This is a genomic window from Pelomonas sp. Root1217, from assembly GCF_001425705.1.
Lineage (GTDB): Bacteria > Pseudomonadota > Gammaproteobacteria > Burkholderiales > Burkholderiaceae_C > Pelomonas.
In genome coordinates this window covers 63,544-83,985 of sequence record NZ_LMDC01000027.1, presented here as the reverse complement: position 1 = coordinate 83,985, position 20,442 = coordinate 63,544, and the positions used below count along the sequence as shown (strand labels likewise).

16 protein-coding genes are annotated in these 20,442 nt (G+C 68.7%); 2 read left to right on the top strand and 14 right to left on the bottom strand.

Annotated elements, in window-relative coordinates; translation table 11 throughout:
• Positions 1–7: 7 nt before the first annotated feature.
• Positions 8–2,530 carry a serine/threonine-protein kinase gene (locus tag ASC95_RS18110; RefSeq protein WP_057299129.1) on the top strand — a complete coding sequence of 841 codons (2,523 nt, stop codon included), beginning with the start codon at positions 8–10 and terminating at the stop codon, positions 2,528–2,530.
• Positions 2,531–2,728: 198 nt separating this feature from the next.
• A complete protein-coding gene (locus tag ASC95_RS18105) occupies positions 2,729–3,508 on the top strand; it encodes a LuxR family transcriptional regulator (protein ID WP_057299128.1) in 780 nt (259 codons plus the stop codon).
• Positions 3,509–3,593: 85 nt separating this feature from the next.
• Here the strand turns inward: ASC95_RS18105 and ASC95_RS18100 are convergent, their stop codons facing one another.
• From ASC95_RS18100 to sctV, 14 genes are all read right to left on the bottom strand, one after another.
• The gene (locus ASC95_RS18100; protein ID WP_057299127.1) at positions 3,594–8,555 is read right to left on the bottom strand and encodes a hypothetical protein; all 4,962 of its coding nucleotides are present in this window, start codon (positions 8,553–8,555) and stop codon (positions 3,594–3,596) included.
• A 107-nt stretch (positions 8,556–8,662) separates the two neighbouring features.
• Positions 8,663–9,694, bottom strand: a complete 1,032-nt coding sequence (locus tag ASC95_RS18095) for an EscU/YscU/HrcU family type III secretion system export apparatus switch protein (RefSeq protein ID WP_057299126.1) — start codon at positions 9,692–9,694, stop codon at positions 8,663–8,665.
• Complete coding sequence (gene sctT / locus ASC95_RS18090; protein ID WP_057299479.1) at positions 9,687–10,481, bottom strand: type III secretion system export apparatus subunit SctT; 795 nt, start codon at positions 10,479–10,481, stop codon at positions 9,687–9,689. The genes ASC95_RS18095 and sctT overlap by 8 nt, the downstream gene beginning before the upstream one ends.
• The gene (locus ASC95_RS18085) at positions 10,481–10,966 is read right to left on the bottom strand and encodes a hypothetical protein (protein ID WP_057299125.1); all 486 of its coding nucleotides are present in this window, start codon (positions 10,964–10,966) and stop codon (positions 10,481–10,483) included. The genes sctT and ASC95_RS18085 overlap by 1 nt, the downstream gene beginning before the upstream one ends.
• A 1-nt stretch (position 10,967) precedes the next feature.
• Positions 10,968–12,296 carry a type III secretion system ATPase SctN gene (sctN, locus tag ASC95_RS18080; RefSeq protein WP_057299124.1) on the bottom strand — a complete coding sequence of 443 codons (1,329 nt, stop codon included), beginning with the start codon at positions 12,294–12,296 and terminating at the stop codon, positions 10,968–10,970.
• Positions 12,296–12,931, bottom strand: a complete 636-nt coding sequence (gene sctL, locus ASC95_RS18075; protein WP_057299123.1) for a type III secretion system stator protein SctL — start codon at positions 12,929–12,931, stop codon at positions 12,296–12,298. Before sctL ends, sctN begins: the two co-directional genes overlap by 1 nt.
• On the bottom strand, positions 12,913–13,614 hold the full coding sequence (locus tag ASC95_RS18070; RefSeq protein WP_057299122.1) for a SctK family type III secretion system sorting platform protein: 702 nt from the start codon (positions 13,612–13,614) through the stop codon (positions 12,913–12,915). Before ASC95_RS18070 ends, sctL begins: the two co-directional genes overlap by 19 nt.
• The gene (gene sctJ / locus ASC95_RS18065) at positions 13,614–14,384 is read right to left on the bottom strand and encodes a type III secretion system inner membrane ring lipoprotein SctJ (RefSeq protein ID WP_057299121.1); all 771 of its coding nucleotides are present in this window, start codon (positions 14,382–14,384) and stop codon (positions 13,614–13,616) included. The genes ASC95_RS18070 and sctJ overlap by 1 nt, the downstream gene beginning before the upstream one ends.
• Positions 14,377–14,766 carry a hypothetical protein gene (locus tag ASC95_RS18060; RefSeq protein WP_057299120.1) on the bottom strand — a complete coding sequence of 130 codons (390 nt, stop codon included), beginning with the start codon at positions 14,764–14,766 and terminating at the stop codon, positions 14,377–14,379. The genes sctJ and ASC95_RS18060 overlap by 8 nt, the downstream gene beginning before the upstream one ends.
• Positions 14,767–14,840: 74 nt before the next feature.
• The gene (locus ASC95_RS18055; protein ID WP_056193332.1) at positions 14,841–15,035 is read right to left on the bottom strand and encodes a hypothetical protein; all 195 of its coding nucleotides are present in this window, start codon (positions 15,033–15,035) and stop codon (positions 14,841–14,843) included.
• Between the two features lie 111 nt (positions 15,036–15,146).
• Positions 15,147–16,286 carry an FHA domain-containing protein gene (locus tag ASC95_RS18050; RefSeq protein WP_057299119.1) on the bottom strand — a complete coding sequence of 380 codons (1,140 nt, stop codon included), beginning with the start codon at positions 16,284–16,286 and terminating at the stop codon, positions 15,147–15,149.
• Complete coding sequence (gene sctC / locus ASC95_RS18045; RefSeq protein ID WP_057299118.1) at positions 16,283–18,010, bottom strand: type III secretion system outer membrane ring subunit SctC; 1,728 nt, start codon at positions 18,008–18,010, stop codon at positions 16,283–16,285. The genes ASC95_RS18050 and sctC overlap by 4 nt, the downstream gene beginning before the upstream one ends.
• Entirely contained in the window at positions 18,010–18,276 is a 267-nt protein-coding gene (gene sctS / locus ASC95_RS18040; RefSeq protein ID WP_057299117.1) for a type III secretion system export apparatus subunit SctS, read from the bottom strand. The genes sctC and sctS overlap by 1 nt, the downstream gene beginning before the upstream one ends.
• A complete protein-coding gene (gene sctV / locus ASC95_RS18035) occupies positions 18,273–20,387 on the bottom strand; it encodes a type III secretion system export apparatus subunit SctV (RefSeq protein WP_057299116.1) in 2,115 nt (704 codons plus the stop codon). Before sctV ends, sctS begins: the two co-directional genes overlap by 4 nt.
• Positions 20,388–20,442: the final 55 nt, after the last annotated feature.

The following is a 20,442-nucleotide window of genomic DNA, read 5'->3' as shown; positions in this document are numbered from 1 at the left end:
CGCATCAATGGAAGCCGAGCTGTGGCAACGGGCCAAGGCAGTCGTGGCCGACGCCATGGAGCGTCCGGCGAACGAGCGCAAGGCTTTCGTGCGGCACGCCAGCGCCAGCGACTCGACGTTGCTGCGCGAGGTCGAGGACCTGCTTGAAGCGGCCAGCGTTGTGGCGAGCCCCCTGGACGCACCACCCGCCGAATTCATGCTCGAGGCGCTGGAGCAGCGCGCGACCGGAGCATGGGTTGGGCGGACACTGGGTGCCTACCGGCTCGTGTCGCTGATTGCCCGCGGGGGCATGGGCGAGGTCTACCTCGGTGAACGCGCTGACGGCCAGTACGAGCAGCAGGTGGCGGTCAAGGTGATGAGGGCGGATGCCGACCAAGCCGTTGCCCTGGAACCGTTCTGGGCCGAGCGGCGCATCCTGGCCTCGCTCGACCATCCCAACCTCGCCAAGCTGATCGACGCCGGCGTCACGGGCGACGGCGCGCCGTGGTTTGTCATGGAACTCGTTCAAGGCGACGCCATCGACACCTACTGCGACGACCGCGGGCTTGGCGTGGAAGATCGGCTGCGGCTTTTTGTCACCGTCTGCCAGGTGATGGGGTATCTGCATGGACGCGGCGTGGTGCACCGCGATCTGAAGCCGAGCAACATCCATGTGCGCGGCGACGGCACGGTCAAATTGCTGGACTTCGGCATCGCCGAGCAGCTGCATCCGGCGCAGGCCGACAACCAGCACACGGATGGCATCTACCGCATCCTGACGCCCGAATACGCCAGCCCCGAGCAGATCCGCGGCGAGCCGGTCACGCCGGCCAGCGACATCTACTCGCTGGGCGTGGTGCTGTACCGGCTGCTCGCCCGGACCAGCCCCTATGGTCGCGACGCCAGCGACGGCTCGCCAGGCCAGGCCATCCTCGAAGTCGACCCGCCCTGGCCCAGCCGGGCCGTCAGCGCCAGCCTGGCCGGTGCCGGCGCACTCAAGCGGCAGTTGCGCGGCGGCCTGGATGCGGTGGTGATGAAAGCCCTGCACAAGTCGCCGGCACAGCGCTACGCCAGCGCGGCGGAACTGGCCGACGATCTCTCCCGGCACCTGCAAGGCCTCGCAGTGCAGGCCCGGCCCCATGCCTGGCGCTACCGCATCGGCCGCTTCCTGCGGCGCCACCGTGGGGCGCTCTGTGCGTCTCTGCTGATTCTCGTGGCCGCCTCCACCGTGGCGGCCTATGAGGCCTACGAAGCGCGCCGGCAGAAGGCCCGTGCGGAGCAGCACTTCGCCGACGTCCGCAAGCTGGCCACCCTCATGCTGCGCGACCTTCAGAAGGCCATCGCGCCGCTGCCAGGGGGCACGGCGGCGCGGCGCATGGTCGTGCAGAACGCGCTCGACTCGCTGCGCCATTTGAGCGCCGAAGCCGCGGGGGACGCCGAGCTGCAGATCGAGCTGGCCGGCGGCTACCGCAGCATCGGCGACATCCAGGGCCGCCCGTATTCGGCCAACCTCGGCGACCCGAAGAGCGCGCGGGAGAGCTACGACCGGGGCATCGCGCTGGTGAAGGACCTCGTCGGCAACCCGCGGGTCGCCGAGCCGAGCCAGGCTCACGCCGCGGCCGCGCTCGCCCAGTTGTATCAGCGCAAGGGGACGCTGCTGGCCTCCCAGGATGACGACGCCGCGGCGGAGTCGCTGGTGGCTCAGGGGGTGGAGCTGATGGACAGGTTGGCCGCACGTGGGCAACTGGATCCCGATCTGCAGACCACCCACGCCGCCATGCATTCCCAACTCGCGCAGGTCCAGCGTTTCGTTGACAAGGCGGAGCCCTTCTTCAAGAGCCTCGCAACCGCACGGCGCCTGTACCTTGCCATCCTGGCCGGCCATCCTGGCGATGAAACGGCCACGTCCGGGCTGGCCACCACCTACCTGGAAGAAGGCACCTATTTCTTCGAGCGTGATGAGGAAGTTGCGACGGTGCAGCAGGCCATCGCGGCATTCCGGCGCGCCCTCGAGCTGCAAGGGCCGGTCGTGCAAAAACATGGCGACGACGCTCGCCTGCAGCGCAATTTCGCGGCCCACCACGCCAACCTGGCCGCGGCACTCATGCGTGCGAAGCAGCCACACGACGCGGCAGACGCCTACCGCCAGGCTGTCCAGATCCTATCCGATCTGAGCGGCCGGGACCCCAGCAACGCACAACTGCGCGCCGAGGTGGCCATCGTCACAGGTTCGATGAGCCGGGCGCTGCTGGCCAACGGCGATGCGGCCGCCGCCGTAGCAGCGGCGCAGCAGGCGGTAGAAGGCTATAACAGCCTGCCTGAGGGCTCGTTGCGCGACCTGAATACCCGCTACAAGCAGGGCGTGGCCCATTACCTGCTGGGCCAGGCGCTTGCCGCCGGCCACCAGAACGCGCGAGCCTGCGCCGCGTGGCGACGCAGCCTGGTCATCCTGCGCGACGTGCAGAGCCATAACGGCATTGGCCGGACCGACACCACGCCGGCCATCGTGTCGCAGTCACTGCAACGCTGCGGTCCGCCCACTTCAGACTAAAGCGTATCCAGCTGAAACGCCATGAGCCGGTCGCTCCGCGTTTCTCGCCTTATGCGGTATCTGGAACTGATGCGCAGCCGAGGTGTTTGCATGGGAATGTTGATGTCTTTGGGAGCGGCGTTCGGCCGTGGCGACCCTCCTCTTCCGCTGGGAACGAACGGCAGCACGCCGGTATTGCTGCACGATGAGCCGCCAGGGTTGCAACGAGACCTGACCCAGCTGCGGCTGCAGCCGGCGCTGCTCGTCGCGCTGATGGCGGCCGAGACGCCCGAACTGCGCCAGCGCACGGTCAAGACGCTGCTGCAGTCGCTCGGCTTTGAATGGCTGGGCTATGGCTGTTTCAGCCAGGCGGGAGACCGCCCCGTGCCACGATCATTCTGCACGACCTATGCCGACGCCGCCTGGACGGAACGCTATTTCACCGAGTCCTACCACCTGGTCGATCCGCGGCTGCAGCGCGTGCCCGAATCCGGCCTGCCGGTCATGTGGACGCTGGACGAGCTGCAAGCCGAGGCCCAGGCGCCTTCCTACCTGCAGGGCCTGCGCCAGCGCTTCTTCAGCGACCTGCGAGCCACCGGTGCCGGCAGCGGCGTGATGATGGGCCTGCCGAGCTTGCCGGGCCGTGATCGGCACATCGTCAGCCTGATCTCGAAGCAACCGGGCCGCGACTGGATGACCGATGCGGTGCTGGGCCAGGTCCTGACCCTGGCCCTGTGCCTGCACGAGTTCTACAGCCGCTATACGCTGGCACCGCAAGCGGACGGCCTGCGCAGCGCCGCCGGCGCGCTGACGCCGCTGCAGAACGAGATCCTGGCGCGGCTGGCGCGCGGCCTGCCCGACAAGCTCATCGCTGCGCAGCTCGACCTGTCGCTGCACAACGTCGACTACCACATGCGCCAGTTGCGCAAGCGCTTCGGCGTGCGCAACCGCCTGCAGCTGATGCAGGCCGCCCTGGGGCCGGCGCCTCACGCCGCCTGAGCCCTGACGGCGGCCCGCACGGGGCCGTTGCGCCGACGGCTGAACGCGGTGGCGCAACGCCGTGCCGAAGCGGCACGGGCGCACATCACGCCTTCGGTGCGTGATACCCATCGGGAAGCACCAGCACATCGCCCACTTCGATGTAGTTGGGGTTCTGGCCGCCGCGCGCGTTGATGGGGCGCTTGTCGCTTTCCATGCGGTCGTTGAGCCACAGGTTGTGGCCATAGATCCACTCCACGACCTTGGGATCATTGCCGGCGATGCTCCAGACGCTCTCGTCCGCCTTCACGGTGTAGGTGTTGCTGCGCGCGGTCTTCGACGTGTCCACCGGTGCGGGCGGCGTGTCATCGGGCTTGGGCAGGGGCGGCGGCGCCATGCCATGCGCCTGCAGCCAGTTCTTCAAGCCCTCACCCCCACGGGCAGACAGCCGGATGTTGACGTCGGCCATGCAATGGATCTCGCGCGACTTCGGGTTGTAGTCGATGAAGTAGTGCGCCTTGTTGGGGTCGTTGACCTTGGCGGCGCCGGGTGCGGCCGCAATGTCCTTGTCGTAGACCCAGCTGCCACCGCGGTAGTAGGTCTGCGTCATCGGGTCCTCGAAGCGCTTCTTGCTGCCGTTGTAGGCCACGCTCGAATAGGACAGGTCCACCTTGGTCGGGTCCTCGGGCAGGGCCAGGAAGGCCTCGTAGTGCTCCGGCGCCTGCTTGTCGGTGTCGTATTCGGACGCCTGGCGTACCTGCTCCAGCCGACCCGTGCGCTGCAGCTCGTTGACCCAGTCCACGAACTTGTCGGGGTCGCCCTTGGCATCGCTGTAGGCATCCAGCAGCCCCTCGGCCAGCGACTCGCCGCTGAGCCAACGGTTGAAGTTGGCCTTCAGCAGGTCCCGGTCGGCAAGATTGTCTGCAGCGCCCGGCAACATGTCGGCTGCGGTGAGGAAGTCGCGATCCACCGACTCCAGCTCCTTGTGGATCTTCTGCTCGTTGCCATACCAGTTGACCAGGTCGGTCGCCGTCCAGGCCATGGTGGCCAGCCAGCCGGCAGGACCGGCCTCCATGAAGGGGAGCTTCTTGGCCATGAACTTGCCGACGGCCTCGTAGATATTCGCCGGCGTCATCACCGCCTTCAAGCCGAAGCGGCCGAGCGCGTATTTGTTGACGGCGCCCTCGATGGCCAGCTGCGCCGCCTTGATCGGCCCATCGCGCGTCACAGCGGCGCCACCCTGTGCGGCGATCCGCTTGGCCTCCTCGGTGGTGACCAGCGGGTCCTTCAGCAGGTTCCAGGCCCCCTTGAACTCGAGGGTCGAGATCGCGACGTCGTTGGACAGGTTGACGGTGGCGGTCCAGAAGTTGCGCTGGTCCACCGGCTTGCCGTCGACGAAGTTGTTGATCTCGCTGTTCACCCGGCTCGCGTCCCACACCGCAGCGTCGGCATGCAGCAGGCCGAAGAAGCCGATGGACTTCCATTCGGCGGTGCGGGTGAACTCGCTGCCGCGCTCGATCGTGCTGAGGCTCGGCAGACCCCTGGTGTCGTTGAGAACCCTCTGCATGCTCGGCGGCAACGCTTGGGCGCCCTTGTGCGCCAGCGCGGCGCCGGCCTCGAGCACCTTGATGCCCGCGAAGCCCCCCACCAGCCCCAGCAGCACCGGCTTGCGCCAGGACTCGCTCGAGTCGAACTTGAGGTTGTGATAGAGGTAGTCGGTGAACCACAGCTGCGTGACGCCCACTGCGCCCCAGCTCGCCGCCGCCGCCGGGCCATGGTTGCCCAGCCGCCCATAGCCAGCGCCGTAGACACCCTTGAGCTTGTTGTTCTCGATGGCGTTCTCGGCGAAGTCGCCGGTCCACTGCAGGTACAGGTTCACCGGCACCACTCCTGCAGCCGCAGGCGGTGTGATGCCGGCGTCGCGCATCCAGTTCAGCGACGAATGCACCGCCTGCTCCTTGATGCGGGTCGAGGCGGCATCGCTGCCCATCAGCATGGTCTTGGTGTAGTCGTCGTCCAGCAGCGCCTTGCGCTTGTCGTCCACCTGGCTGTAGCCGTCCTGCTTGCCCAGCCTGTCGTCCTGGCCATAGAAAGTGACCATCTCGGTGTCGCGCAGCAGCTGGTAGCCGCGCGCGTCCAGGGTGCGCTTGCCGTCCTCGAAGGCCTTGGCGAAGTCGGGGTGCTGCTTGATCACGGCCTGCAGCGCTTTCTGCTGCTGCTCCTCGGTCATCAGTTTGCCGAAGCGCAGCTGCGGCACTTCAAGCGCGGCCATGTCCTTGTGCTTGTTTTCGAACAGCTGGCGCGAGTTTTTCTTCAGGTCGTCCAGCCCCTTGGCGGTGCTTTGCAGGGTTTCCTTCGCGAGGTCGACCTCATGCCCGCCGGCCGGGCCCCAATCCATCTTGAACTGGAAGTCCTTTTCCTGCCTGGCCGTCTCCAGAGCCAGCGTCGCCCCTGAACCGTTGGCGATGGCGCGCTGGAAGCCGCCATTGAGACGCCCCTGCTGCGGCCCCCAGTTCTCGACGATGTTCATCGTGAAGGACTGCCCCGCCGACTCGACGGCCTTCTGAACCTCGCTCGATTCCCAGGCCATCACCGGCTTGCCGTCCGCGCTGTTGCCAGTCGGATGCGAGCCGGCCGCGGCGCGGTCGATGACCGTGCTGACGCCGCCGATGATCTCGTCGAAGTCCTTCAGGCCGTAACCCATCAGCATGTCGTTGTCCATGCCGCGGAAGGACTTGAAACCCTCAGGCGTGCCGTCGATCGTCACCAGCTCCGCGGAGTGGTCGCCATGCAGCGAGACGTCGTCGATCACCTTGTCCAGGGTGCCGTTGCCGTCCGGACCGAACAGCTTGTTGACGATGCGCGCCGTGATCTCGGGGGTGAGTTCGGGGTGCTTGGCCGGGTCGGTCAGCTCCATCAACTTGCGCGTGGCCGCCGTGGCGGGCGCCGCATAGTTCTTGTCCCGCCGGTAGGTGTCCCCGTACTCGTCCTTGTAGTCCTTGACGCCCTTGTCGTAGGCGTCGGTGACGGCCTGGGCCGATTCGTTCACATAGCTGTCGACGAGCTTCTTCACGCCCGGGTCCGACATCACCAGCTCGCGGATCTGCAGGCTGGTGTCGGCCGGCATCGCCTTGCCGAGGGCGAGCATCTGGTTGGTCGTGCCGCTGGCGCTCTCGGTGTGGCTGATGATGCGCGCCGCTGCGGTCATGCGGGTCAGGTCTTCGTCACCCAGGTAGCGGTCGACCAGGCTCATCGCGGCGTCGTCGATCGCCTTGTCGCGCGCGGCGCCGTCCGGCTCCCCGGCCGTGGCCAACGAGATCTCGTGTCCCAAGGCCTCCATCACGGCATTGCGCTTGGTCTCGTAGTCAGCCAGGGCCGTCTTGTAGGCGCCCTCATCGGTGTGGCCGGTCGCGTTGAGCTGCGCCTGCAGCGTCGTGACCTGGTCGGTCGCGCGGTGGAACTCATAGAGCTTGTTGCCGGTGTCGCGCTGCTGGGCGTTCTCGGTCTTGACCGTCTTCAATGCGGCGTCGACCACCATCTGCGCCTCGGGGTCGTCGCGGAAGCGCTTGGCGATCTCGTGCGCCGCATCCTCGGTGGCCACCGCGTTCTTCGGGTCGGCCTTGTAGGTCTGGCGCAGCTCCGCCGCGATGGCCTGCTCGCTCTTGGCGCGTTCCCGGATCGTCAGGTTGGCGGCGCTGCGGTAGGCCTGGGCCGCCTTCTCGTAGTCCTCGCTGCCGGGTTTGTACTTGGCGAGCTCCGCTTCCTTCTTGCGCGCGTCCAGCAGCAGCTCGTGGGACAGGTCGATCTCGTCGTCCGTGTAGGTCTTCATCGCCGCCAGATCGGTGGGCGACGCACCTGCCACACCCGCCGGCTCCGGCACGCCAGCGATCAGCCGCACCGTGGACGCGAGCGTGTCGGGCGATGCCGCCAGCACCGAGCCCGTCGGCGCGCTCTGCGGCGATTGCAAGGCAAACAGCACCGCGTCGTGCAGCGCTCCCTTGCCGACGTTGTGCGCGCGCAGGGCATCGCCGAACAGGTCGAGCCCGTCGGCACCACCGCCTGGCTTGGCTGGTGCGGCGAGGTGATCCAGCAACGTGCGCGCGAGTTGCCGCGCCTGCGCCGGGTCGCCGGCGGCATCGGCCGCCGTGGCCAGGTCGTCGACCAACGCGTGGTATTCCGCCTTGTCGTCGATGCCCGTGGTCTTGCCGGCCTGGCCGTCGGCCGGCAGGTCGGTGTGGCGCGCCTCCTGGCCCGCCGTCTCGGCAAGCTTGCTGACCACCGGCTGGGCCTTGGCCATCAGCTGCTTGCGCTGCTCGGGGCTCAGGCTCGTGTCTCCCATCGCCTGCGCGAGCTGTTGGGCAGCGGTGGCGGCGCCCGACTGGGCGTAGACGTCCTGGATCTGCTGGGCATAGCCGTCGACGTCATGCTTGGCGACCGGCACGCCCTGCATGGGCTGCAGGAACGGTGGCGGATTGCCGCCCAGGGTTGGCTTTGGCTGCAAGGGCCCCAGCCCGGGCGACAGCGGGTTGTTGCCACCGAGCGGAGGCGTGGCGCGCAGCGGCCCCAGGCCGTTGACGAAGGGCGAACCGCTGTTGAAGAGGGGCGCGGCTGCCAATGGATCGTAGAAGGCGTAGGTCGCCCTGGCCTTGTCGACCTGCTTCTGCGCTTCCTGGGTGGCGGCCGAAGGCGCGGCCGGCGCGCGGTTGTCCTGCGCGTCCTTCAGCCTGGCCTTGGCGAGACCGTGTTCCTTCTCCTTGAACACGGCCTGGGCTTCGGCCTTGAGCGCATCGGCCCGCTTGGCCTTGAGATCCGCCTTGGCCTCGGCAGCCTTGTCCTTGTCCGCCTGGGCCTGGGTCTGTTGTGCCTTGGCCTCGGCTTCCTCGGCAGCCTTGCGCGCGGCTTCGGCCTGACGCTTGGCTTCTTCGGCGCGGCGACGGGCTTCCTCGGCGCGCCGACGCGCTTCTTCGGCGGCGCGACGTGCGGCCTCCTCGGCACGGCGACGCGCTTCTTCGGCCTGTGCGGCGTCGTCCCGGCCGACGAAAGAACTGGACCCTACGGCGTCAAGCATTCACTCTCTCCTTGTCTGTGGCTGATGGGCCTGATGAACATCCCTGCCTGGCGATCAACAGTAGTTGCAGGGGTGTCGCCCTCGCAACTACGAGTCCGCGTAGAAACTCAGTTATCCCCCTGGGCCCACTGCAGCAGCCGGGCCACCGGCGCATACAGCGAGCGCGGAATCGGCTGGTCCTGCGGCACCTCGTCGTACAGCAGCTCGGCGAGCGATGGGTCGAAGGCCATCGGGATCAGCGCTTCGCTGGCCACGCGGCGGATCTGCGCGGCCAGCTCGGCCTCGCCGCGCACCAGCACGCGCGGAAGGTCGTGCTCGCCGAGGTACTGCAAGGCCACCGCCACACGCTGCGAATGGATGACGGCCGAGGCCATGCGCACGCGGTCCGCCAGACTCGCGTACACGGCCTCGAAGTGGGCGCTGCGGCGGCGCGAGCGGTTCAGCGGGTCGCCCTCGGCGTCCTTGTGCTCGCGCCTCACCTCGTCGATGGACATGCGCAGGCCCTTGATGAACTCGTAGCGTGTGTGCGCATAGTCCACGCCCGCCATCAGCGCGTAAACGAGCCCCGCCCAGGCGAAGCTCTGCAGCACGAGGCTGGCGCCGGCGCTCATCGCCGCCGACGGCGTCGCATAGCCGAGCTTCAGCGCGGTATCGAGGCAACCGCGGATCACCAGCCACATCACCGATGCGAGCAGCGCCGTCTTGACCATCATCTTCAGCAGGTTGATGAGGTTGCGCGTCGAGAAGATCTTCTGGAAACCCTGCGCCGGGTTGAGCCGGTTCACGTCGGGCTTGATGCGCTCCCAGGCCAGCAGCCCACCCACCTGCGCAAACGAACCGACGAAGCCGCCTGCCGCCGCCATCGCGCCCAGGCCCAGCATCGTGGCCATCAGCACGCGCCGGGCGTGCAGCAGCAGCGCCGGCACACCGTCGTCCGGTGCGATGAACAGGCGCTCGCTGGTGGCGTGCAGCCACAGCCCACGCCACAGGCCAAAGATGCTGGCGCCGGCCAGCCACAACGCCAGCACGACGAGCAGGAAGACGACGCTGGACGCCACGTCATGGCTGAACACCACTTCGCCGCGCTTGCGTGCATCGCGCAGCTTCTTGGCCGTCGGGGCCTGGTCCTTTTCAGCCACTGCGGGGCCTCATCGAGGAGCGCAGGAACTCCAGCACGCCGTTGTCGGGCTTCAGGAACTGCTGCAGTGAGTCCCACAGCACGTACATGAACAGCATCATCATCAGCGCGGCCAGCAGCCCTTTGAGCGACTGCGTGCTCTGGAACACGTTCAGCTGCGGTGCCACGCGCTGCAGCAGCCCGGCGCCCAGTTCCACCAGCATCAGCACCAGGATGACCGGCGCGGCCAGCTTGACGATCCAGGTGAACAGGGTGTCGCCCTGGCGGATGGCGAAGGCCTCGATGACGTGGCTCAGATCCGGGAAGAAGTCGGCCACCGGCCACAGCCGGTAGGAGTCCACCACCGCGCCCACCAATGCAAGCATGCCGCCGGCCGACACAAAGAGGTTGATGACGACCCAGCCGAGGAATTCGCCGGTGGGGCCGTTGTCATGCCCCGCGACGGGGTCGAAGAAGGCGGCGTTGCTGGTGCCGGTCTGGAAGTCGATCAGGTCGCCCACGCTCTGGATGGCCCAGAAGAATATGCCGAAGCCCAGGCCCAGCATCACGCCGATCAGGGCCTCCTTGGCGGCGATGGCGACCCACATCGTCACCGACAGCGCCGGCATGTCGCCCGCCAGCGGCGACATGAACAGCGCCAGCATCAACATCAGCGAATTGCGCGACATGCCGGTGATGACGTTGGGCGACAAAAAGGGTGTAACGGCAAACACGGCGAACAGCCGCGGCATCGTCAGCGCGATCGATGCGAGCAGCTGCTCGGGATGGGTGAAGGCGGTGGGGTCCATCACGCCCGCCGCGCCGCCGACCACAGCTGCACCGAGGCTTCCTCGGTCGCCTCGTCCTGCCGCCGCTCCTGCTGCGCACGTTGCTCTGCCAAGGCGCGCTGCTGCATCTGCCTGGCCTTCTCCAGCTCCGCGCTGGCGCGGCGCAGCTGCGCGCGGCTCGCGTCGAGCAGCCCTGCAGCCTGCGCCACCACAACCTGAGCCTGTACGGCGGCCGCGCCGGCCGTCACGATGCGTCCATCGAGCGCGCGGCTCCAGGCTCCCGCCTGGCGCATCTGCGCCACGCTGCAGCCGCCCTCGCCCACTGCCGCCACAGTGGACTGCCAGTGCTGCGCCTTGGCCTGGTGCTGCTGCAGCCATTGCTGCTCGGCCTCTTGCGCCCTCGCCTCGCAGGCCTGCAGCGCCCGCTGGTCACGCCCCACCACCTGCAGTGCGCTGCGCTGGTGGCGCTCGCGCACGTCGGCCAGCAGCTTCCAGGCGATGGCCATGTCACACGCCCTCGGCGAGCCGCCGCAGCGCCGCCAGTGTCTGCTCGAAGGCCTGGCGGTCGCCAGGCTTCTGCGCGAGGAACTGCTGCGTCGCCGCCCGGCGTTGCACCGCCAGGTCGGCCAACGCTTCGGCGCCCTGGCGGTACTCGCCGATCTGGATCAGCAGCTCCAGCTCCTGGTATTTGGCCATCAGGGAGCGCAGGCGCCCGGCCGCCTGCGCATGCTCGGGCGACGCCACGCCCGACATCACGCGGCTGACGCTGGCGAGCACATCGATGGCGGGGTAGTGGTTGGCCGCGGCGAGCTTGCGCGACAGCACGATGTGGCCGTCCAGGATGGAACGCACCTCCTCGGCGATGGGGTCGCTATCGTCCTCGCCCTCGGTCAGCACCGAGTACACGGCCGTGATGGAGCCCCGCTCGCCCTGCCCTGCGCGCTCCAGCAGCTGCGGCAGCATGGAGAAGATCGACGGCGGATAGCTGCGCCGCGTCGGCGGCTCGCCGCTGGCCAGACCGATCTCGCGCTGGGCGCGCGCAAAGCGGGTCAGCGAGTCCACCAGCAACAGCACCTTCTGCCCCTGGTCGCGGAAATGCTCTGCGATGGTGGTGGCCACATAGGCCGACTTGATGCGCTCCATCGGCGGCCGGTCTGAGGTGGAGACCACCATAACCGTGCGGGCCATGCCATCGGTGCCAAGGCTGCGCTCGATGAACTCCTTCACCTCGCGGCCACGCTCGCCGATCAGCGCCACCACGTTGACGTCGGCCGTGGAGCCGCGCGCCAGCATGCCCAGCAGCGTGCTCTTGCCCACGCCGGGCGGCGAGAACACACCCACGCGCTGGCCCTCGCCGAGGGTCAGCAGGCCGTCGATGGCACGGATGCCGGTGGCCAGCGGCTCGGCCACCATGCGGCGCGCCAGCGGGTTCACCGGCTGACGCTGCACCGGCACGCGCGCCATTGCCTTCAGCGAGCCCTTGCCATCCATGGGCTCGCCCATGGCGTCGAGCACCCGGCCGAGCAAGCCCGGCCCGACGGGGCAGACATGGCCACGGCCTGAAGGCACCACCTCGGTCAGCGCGGAGATGCCGGTGGTCGGTCCCAGCGGCGTCAGGATGGCCACCTGCTTCTGGAAGCCCACCACCTCCGCCAGCAGCGGCGGCTCGCCAGGCGTGCGCAGCTCGCAGAGTTCGCCCACATGAGCCTGGATGCCGGTCGCGTCGATCAGCATGCCCACGGCCTTGCTGACGCGGCCGCGCACGCCCACGGTAGGCAGGTGGCCGAAGGCGCGCGACAGGTCGTCGACGATGCTTTGCGTGGCCAGCTCGTCCATCAGCCCTGCTCCGCTGGCTGCAGCAACCCGCTGCGCTCCACTGCGGCGCGAAACGCGTCGAGCTGCGCATCAACACCGATTTGCAGCGTGCCCGAGGGCGTGTGCAGCACGCAGGCCTGGGCCGGCAGGGCCGGGTCGGCCACGACGGCCAGCGCCTGGGCCCAGGGCAGCTCGCCACCGAGCTGCCGCAGCGCCGTGCGCACATGCTCTTCCTGCGCGGGCGCCACGCGCAGCATCACGAAGGGCTCGTGGCGTACCAGGGTGTCGACGCGGCGCAGCGCGGTCTCCAGCAGCGCCGCCGGATCGGCCTCGCCGAGGAACTGCCGCACGGCCTGGGCGACGATCTGCGCCATCGCCGCGCGCAGTGCCTGCAGCTGACGCTGTGCGGCCAGGGCCTCGCCCACCAGCTGCTGGGCGTATTCGGCGCGCGCCGCCTCCAGCCCCTGCTCGTGACCCTGGCGGCGGCTGTCCTCGGCCTGCTGCCGGGCCTGCTGCTCGATGCGGCGCGCCTCCTGCCGCGCAGCCTCCACCACGGCCGAGGCGTCCAGCAGCGCGGCGTACTCGGCCTCCTTCAGCACCTTGCGCTCGCTGAGCAGCTGCAGGTTGTCGGTCGTGATCAGAAAAGCCAGTCCCATTGCGGCAGTCTTTCCGGGACGATGCACAGCAGCATCAGCTCCCTGAGTTGTTCGAGCTGGCGCGGCTGCAACGGTGGCACGCGCAAGCGGCTCACGCGCTGCGGCAACTTGAGCCGGATGCGCTGCAGCACCGCAGGCCCCTCGGGCAACAGCGCGCCCGTCAGCAGCCGGTAGCCGCGCTGCACCATCACATGGCCGGCCGCATGCGGTTGCTCTTGCAGCCGCTGCATGTCGACGCGGATGTGGGTGAGCTGGGGCACGCGGTCGAGCACGAAGTCGACCGCGTCGTCGGCCACGCGCAGCGCCTGGCGCCGTACCTGGCTCCCCAGGCCACCCCGCAGGCCGAACAGCGGCTTGTGCGCCGCGAAGCCACAGTAGATGGCCAGCAGCCGCAGCGAGGCGGCGTCCATCAGGTCCACGCGCTTGAGCTGGGAATCGAACTGCAGGTCCACGGTCTCGTCGGCCAGGCCGCGGGCGCGCAGCAGTTGGCCAAGCACGGCGCGGCCGGCGGGGCCGAGGCGCGAGATGCTGCGGTGGCGCACCGGCCAGTCAGGCGGCAGCCAGCTGGGGTGCAGTCCGTCCTCTGGATGCAGGCCCTGGCGCAGCGCCAGGCGCAGCATGTCCAACGGGCCATGCTCAGGCGCCGCTGGCGCCGGTTCGCTGGGAGCTTGGACGGTTCGCATCAGCGCTTCAACAGCTGGCGCCGCGCCCAGGTGCGCCAGTCCAGGCCCTGGCGGCGCAGCAGGCTGGGCAGTGCGATCAGGCAGGCCACCGCGGCCAGCAGCAGCACGCCGAGCGTGACTGCCGTGCGGTCGAGCGACAGGCCTGCCACTTCGTAGCGCACTGGCAGATCGGCGGCCGCCGCCGCGCCGCTGGCACGCCGTGCCTCCACCAGCGACAGCGAGACCTGGTCGTGGGACAGGCCCTCGATGCTGTGCGCCACCATGTCCTTGACGGTCGGCGCCAGCAGCCGCAGGTCCACGTCCGCACGGTATTTGATGAAGACCGCGGCCGACGAAGGCTTGAGCTTGTCGCTCAGCGGGTCGTTGGCCGGGATCACCACATGCACGCGGGCAGCCACCACGCCGTCGATGGTGCGCAGCGTCTGCGACAGCTCCTGCGACACCGCATAGATGTAGCGCATGCGCTCTTCCGACGGCGTGGACACCAGGCCCTGCTTCTGGAAGACGTCGCCCATGCTGGCGTAGCGGTCGTGCGGCAGCCCTTGCGCGCGCAGCACGTCCAGGGCCGCGGGCAGGCGGCTTTCCTCGACCTTGAGCTGCCAGAGGCCGCCCTCGGCAGCCTCCTTCTCGGCGGGGATGCTCTCCGAGGTCAGCGCGGCCAACATCTCGTTGGCCTCACGCTCGTTGAGGTTGGAATAGAGGTCGACCTTGCAGGCGGAAAGTAGCAGGCACAGGGCCAGGGCCACGGCGGTGCAAAGTTGCCTAGCCATTGTTCTTCAGCAACGAGTTGAACTGGTTGCTGCAGGCGCTGGCCAGGGCCGTGCACATATGCATCTTGCTGAAGTAGGTCATGGAGTCGTTGCTGAACCTGACGATCTCCATCTGCGCGCGGCCGAATTCGACGGCAGCGGTCTGCGGGTCGCCCAGGTCGGCCGCCGGCACCATGCGGTGGGCCATCAACTCGCTGGCCCCGGGGCGCTGGCCGAAGAACTGGTCGGCGGCGCTGGACAGCGATTGCAGCGAACCGCTGCCGCCGGCCTGGGGGCGGACCATATAGCCGGCGAAATGCTGGGCTTCGGCCGGATCGATCGCAGCCGGCGCCGTGGCGCTGGCCTGGACCGCAACGGCCATGGCATCAACGGGTTGGACCATGATGACCTCGCTGGGTGAAAGGGATGGACGAGGAATGCCGCCCCGGGGCCCCGGGGCGGCGACAAGCCGGAAGGTCAGACCTTCTGCGACTGCTGGCGAACGTCGCTGGCCGCCTGCAGAACCGTGTTGGTCTGCTGGGCGTTGGCCGACGTGATGGCCGCGGTGCGCTGGGCGCTTTGCGACGTCACGGTGCTGAAGATGGTCAGCTGCTTGTTCTGTTCCAGGATTGCCTTGCTGTCCAGTCCGGACTCGGGTGCGGCTACGGCCATGGTTTGACTCCTAACGTCAAAGGTTGATGACATGACAAAAATCGCCCCCGTCCTCGTGGACGGAGGCATTCCGCACGAAGGCCGGGCCTCCGGTGCGAAATCCCGTGGCGCTCATCGCGATGCCTCCCTGCCTGGTGACACCACCAGGCCATCGGTTTCGATGCGCTTGAGTTCGGCGCCCGACTTGAGCACCGCCCCTTCGTAATAGCGGTTGCCATTGGCGAGCTGGATGTAGCTCATGCCACTGGCGTCCTGCGTGATGCTGACCATGCGCGACGGCAGCACGTTCTGCCACGCGTCCCACTGCGCGCGCTGCTGCTCGCCCGCGCGGTCAGCCTGGGGCCGCGGCCGCAACTTCACCTGGTCGGACACCAGCACCGCCGGGTGCAGGTCGTCGGCCAGGCGGCGGATCTTCTGGCGCACCGATTCGTCCTCGGTGGCGCCGGCCACCACCAGCCGGCCCTGGCCCGCGTAGCTCATCGAGATGCCGGGGTCGCTCACATAGCGGCGCGCCTGCTCGACGATGTCCTCCGCCGCGTGCACACTGGTGCTGACCTGCCGGCCGAAGGGTGCCATGGCCTCGGCCAACGCCTGCTTGCGCTGGCGCGATTCGACGTAGCCGCGCACGTTGAAGCGGCCGCCGGCCACCGCCACCACTTCCACTTCGGGAAAGGGCTTCAAGGCCTTCTCCACCTCGGCCAGGTCGACGGTTGCGGCGCGGGTCGAGCTGCCCGCGTTGCCGGCCCAGGCCAGCACGCCGGCCGCACCGCCGATCGCGAGCACCACCACCGCCACGCTCAGCCATGGCGAGCCCCGGCGAGCGGGCGCCTGCAGCAAGGCGGCGGGAGGCGCGTCACCGGGCATGATGCTTTCGGCCCACTCGGACGCCGGGTCGCCGTGCTCGTGCTCGGGCGCGGGATAGCTGCGGTCGACCTGGAAGTCGATGCTGCCGACCGACACCACGTCGCCCGCCACCACGCCCTTGCGCTGGGCCTGCACGTCCTGGCCATTGAGCTTCACAGCGGCCGCGCCGACCTTCTGCAGCGACATCGCCAGTTCGCCCACCGTAAACACCAGGTGGCGCGGCAGCACGTCGCTGCCAGGCAGCATGACCTCGCACTCGCCCGAAGCGCCCAGCGTGTTGACGCCAGGCTTGAGCGCAATGGTGCGACCCTTGACCGCGCCACTGAGAAAGCGCAGGCACCAGCCCGGCACGGCGGCCGTGGTGGTGGTGTGGGCCCGCGCGTTCATTGCGTTGGCTCCTGCTGGACCGGCAGCGGCGGCTTGCTGCCGGGCGTGACGAGGCGCGGCGTCAGCAGGTAGAAGCGCTCCATGTTGTTCTGCTTCTTCTCGCTGTACTGGAACAGCTTGCCCAGCACCGGGATGCTGGACAGCAGCGGCACGCCCGAGGTCGCGTTGGCCTTCTCCTCCGAGGTGTAGCCGGCGATCAGCAGGCTCGTGCCTTCGTCCACCAGCGCCTGGGTGTTCACGGTGCGCCGCCGCACGACGGGGATGCGGTCGACGGTGGTGCTGCTGACGTCGCCGTCCTCGATGTCGATGGACATCAGCACGCCGCGGCCCTCCTTGTCGTCGACGATCAAGGGAGTCACGCGCACCGCGGTGCCGGCCGTGACGCTGTACAGGCTCGAATCCTGGAAACCGTCGACCCGCACGTAGAACTCGCTGAGGTTCTCCAGCACCGCCTCGTTGTTGTCCAGCGTCAGCACCTTGGGCCGCGCAATGAAGTTGGCATTGCCCTTCTGGGCCAGCGCGCTGACGCGGGTCAGCAGGTAGTTGCGCAGGTCGTTGCCGATCGAAGCGGTGAACAGCGCACCCAGCGGCGTGCTGGGGTTGCCCTGCGGGTTGACGGTGACGACCTGGCCGGCCTCGGAGTTGGCGTTGCCGAAGGTCAGCGGCGGCAGGTTGCCGCGGCCGATCTGCAGGTCGCCGTGGCGGGCGTGCAGCCGCCAGTCCACGCCCAGGCTGTCCAGCGTGTTGGTGCTGATGTCCATGATCGTGACCTCGATCTCGATCAGGCGCGGCCGCACGTCCATGGTCTGGATGAGCTTCTCGTAGCGCGCCATGCGCTCGGGCGTGTCGCGCACCAGCACCGCATTGAGCCGTGTGTCGGGCTGGAACTGCGGCAGTTCGCCGCTGGAGAACTCGGCGCCGCCGTCGCTATCGTCTTCAGAGGCGCTGCTCCCTTCGCTGGACAACTTGGCGACGCCGGAGCCGGCGCCGGCGCTGACGCCGAGCTTGGTACGCCGCACCGGCCCTGTCACGGCCGAAGGGGCCGATGCCCGCCCGCCCCCGGTACGGCCGTAGAGATTGCGCAGCACCGCCGCCACGCCGGGGATGGACACCTGCTTGCCGGCGCGGTTGATCTTGAAATCGGCGGCCCAGGCATAGCGCAGCGGGAACACCTGCACCTCGGCACGGTCGTCGCGCGCCGCGCGCTGGTCGATCAGCCGCACCGTCTGGCGCACCAGCTCCACATAGCGCTTGGGGCCCGAGACATAGACGTTGCCATCGGCCTCGCTGATCTGCAGCGGATAGCGGGCGTCGGCAATCTTGAGCCGGGCCAGCGTGTCGGCGATGCGCGGCGCGTTCTTGCCGGCGATGGTGAACACCTCGCTGCGCGTGTCGGCGGCCGGGTCGATGAACAGGAAGGCGCCGTCGTAATACCAGGTCAGCCCGTTGGCCGCGCAGATGTTGCTCAGCACCATCTGCACCGCGCCGGGCTGCGCACCGGTGATGGCGAAGCGCCCGCTGATGGTGCCGCTGACCTTCCCGTCGATGACCGCCGTGACGCCCTGCGACGCCGCCAGCTCGCGCAGGAAGTCGCCCACCGGCTTCTCGTTGGCTTCCATGCGAAAGGGCCGGCCGTTGCGCGGCAGGTCGGCTGCCGTGGCGGGGCTGGCCAGCAGCGCCGCGACCAGGCCAGCGCAAAAGAGGAGGTAGACGGAGCGCAGCATCAGCTCAAGGAAGCCAGGGTTTGGAAAGCGCGCTCGGCGAAGCGCAACACATCGCGGCCGAGCCAGCCGGCAGTCACCACCAGGGCGATCAGCACCACGATGAGCCGCACCGACTGGCCGATGCTCTGGTCCTGGATCTGCGTGACCGCCTGCAGCACGGCCACCACCAGCGAGGTCAGCGTGGACACCAGCACCATGGGCAGCGAGACCATCAGCACGATCAACAGTCCTTCGCGCGTGATGTCGAGGATGTTCTGCGGTGTCATGCCGCCTCCGCGATCGGAGGCAGGGCCTGGGGCTGCGGGTTGCTGACCCAGCCGACCGGTTGCAGCGCGACGTCCTCGTCGACCTCCTGGTAGGACAGCACCGCCAGCTGCGGCGCCACCGGCTCGATCAGCGTCTTGATGTAGCGCCGCGTGTCGGACGACACGATGGCCACCACGCGCTGCTGGGCGCCACCGAGGATGCGGCGCACCTGCTCGCGCACGTCCTGCGCCACCGCGGGGTCGAGCAGCAACAGGTTGCCGCGCGGCGAGCGCTCGATGGCGGCCTTCACGCGGTCGATCAGGCTGGACTCGAACAGGATGGCATGCAACTCGCGCCGTGCGCCGACATGGCGGCTGGTGATGAAGCGGCCGAGATCGATGCGCACCAGCTCCGTCAGCGCGACGACGTCGGGCTCGGTCGGCGCCCAGATCGCCAGGCTCTCGAAGATGGCATGCAGGTTGCGGATGGGCACGTTCTCCTGCAGCAGCCGGCGCAGCACCTCGGCCAGACGCTGCAGCGGGACGGCCCGGGCCACCTCCGCCGCCAGCTCGGGCACCTCGCGTTGCGCCGCGTGCAGCAGGCGCTGCACCTCCTGCAGGCCGATCAGCTGGGCGATGTGGCGGCGCACCGCATGGTCCACATGCAGGCCCAGGACCTCCTCGCAAGTCCATCCACGGCCCGCAGCTGGCGCGGCATCGACCCACACGACCCGCGAGAAAGGACCGAAGGGCTCCGCCACCTCGGCGCCCGCTGGCGGCGTGACGGCATCAGCCGCGTCGAGCAGCCAGCTGCCCGGCCGCAGCGCGCCCTGCGACACCACCACGTCCTGCACCAGCACCTGGTACTGGTTGTCGCCCAGGCCGCTGCCCCAGCCGACCTGCACGCGCGGGAACACCGGCCCCAGGTCGCTCTCGACGCGGGCCTTGGCCGCGGCCATGCGCAGATCCAGCGCGGGGCGGTCCAGGCGCCCGCGCAGGCCGGTGGACAGGCGCAGCTCCAGCGGCGCGGCGATGGCGCCCTGAACCACGCCCCCACCGTCATCGTCCGCGTCGCGGTAGGACATCCAGGCCGGCGTGCGGCGGCTGTCGAGCAACCGGCGCGTCAGCAGCCCGGCACCGAGCACCACGAGCGCCAGCGTGCCGAACACCCATTTCGGAAAGCCGGGCACCAGCAGGAAGCTGGCGGTGGCCAGGCCCGCGATCACCAGCGCACGGGGATGGGCCATCAACTGGCGGGCGATCTGGCTGGCCAATTGATCGCTGTGCGGCTCGCCGTCGGCCGACACGCGGGTGATGACCACGCCCGAGGCGATGGACACCAGCAGCGACGGGATCTGCGACACCATGCCGTCACCCACGGTGAGGATGGCGTAGCGCTGCAGCGCGCCGCCGATGCTCATGTCATGCATCAGCGTGCCGATGGCCAGGCCGGCGAGGATGTTGACCAGCGCGATGACGATGCCGGCGATGGCGTCGCCCTTGACGAACTTCATCGCGCCGTCCATTGCGCCGTGCAACGAGCATTCCTGCTCCAGCTGCTGGCGGCGCTTTTGCGCCTGCACCGACGACAGCACGCCGGCGCGCACGTCGGCGTCGATGCTCATCTGCTTGCCGGGCATGGCGTCCAGCGCGAAGCGCGCCGCCACCTCGGCCACGCGTTCGGAGCCTTTGGCGACGACGATGAACTGCACGATGGCGATGATCAGGAAGACCACGCCGCCGACCACGACGTTGTTGCCGACGATCAGCTTGCCGAAGGTGTCGATGATGTGACCCGCATTGGCGTGCAGCAGGATCAGCTTGGTCGACGCGATGTTCAACGCCAGCCGGAACAGCGTCGTGAACAGCAGCAGTGACGGGAAGGTGGACAGCGACAGCGCCGACGGCACATACATCGCCACGATGAGCAGGGTCAGGCTCATCGACAGGTTGGCAGCGATCAGGAAGTCCAGCAGCGGCGTGGGCAGCGGCAGCACGAACAGCGCGACGATGGCCACCAGCATGCCGGCCAGCAACAGGTCGTTGTGGCGGCCCGCGCTGGCAAGCAGATCTTTCAACCCGCTGCGTTGCGGCAGGTGTCTTTGCAGTGCATTCGGTGCGGGGTCGGCCATGCGAAGCACTCTATGGCGTGACTTTTTTACGCACCACTACGAGTCCCCGTAGCGC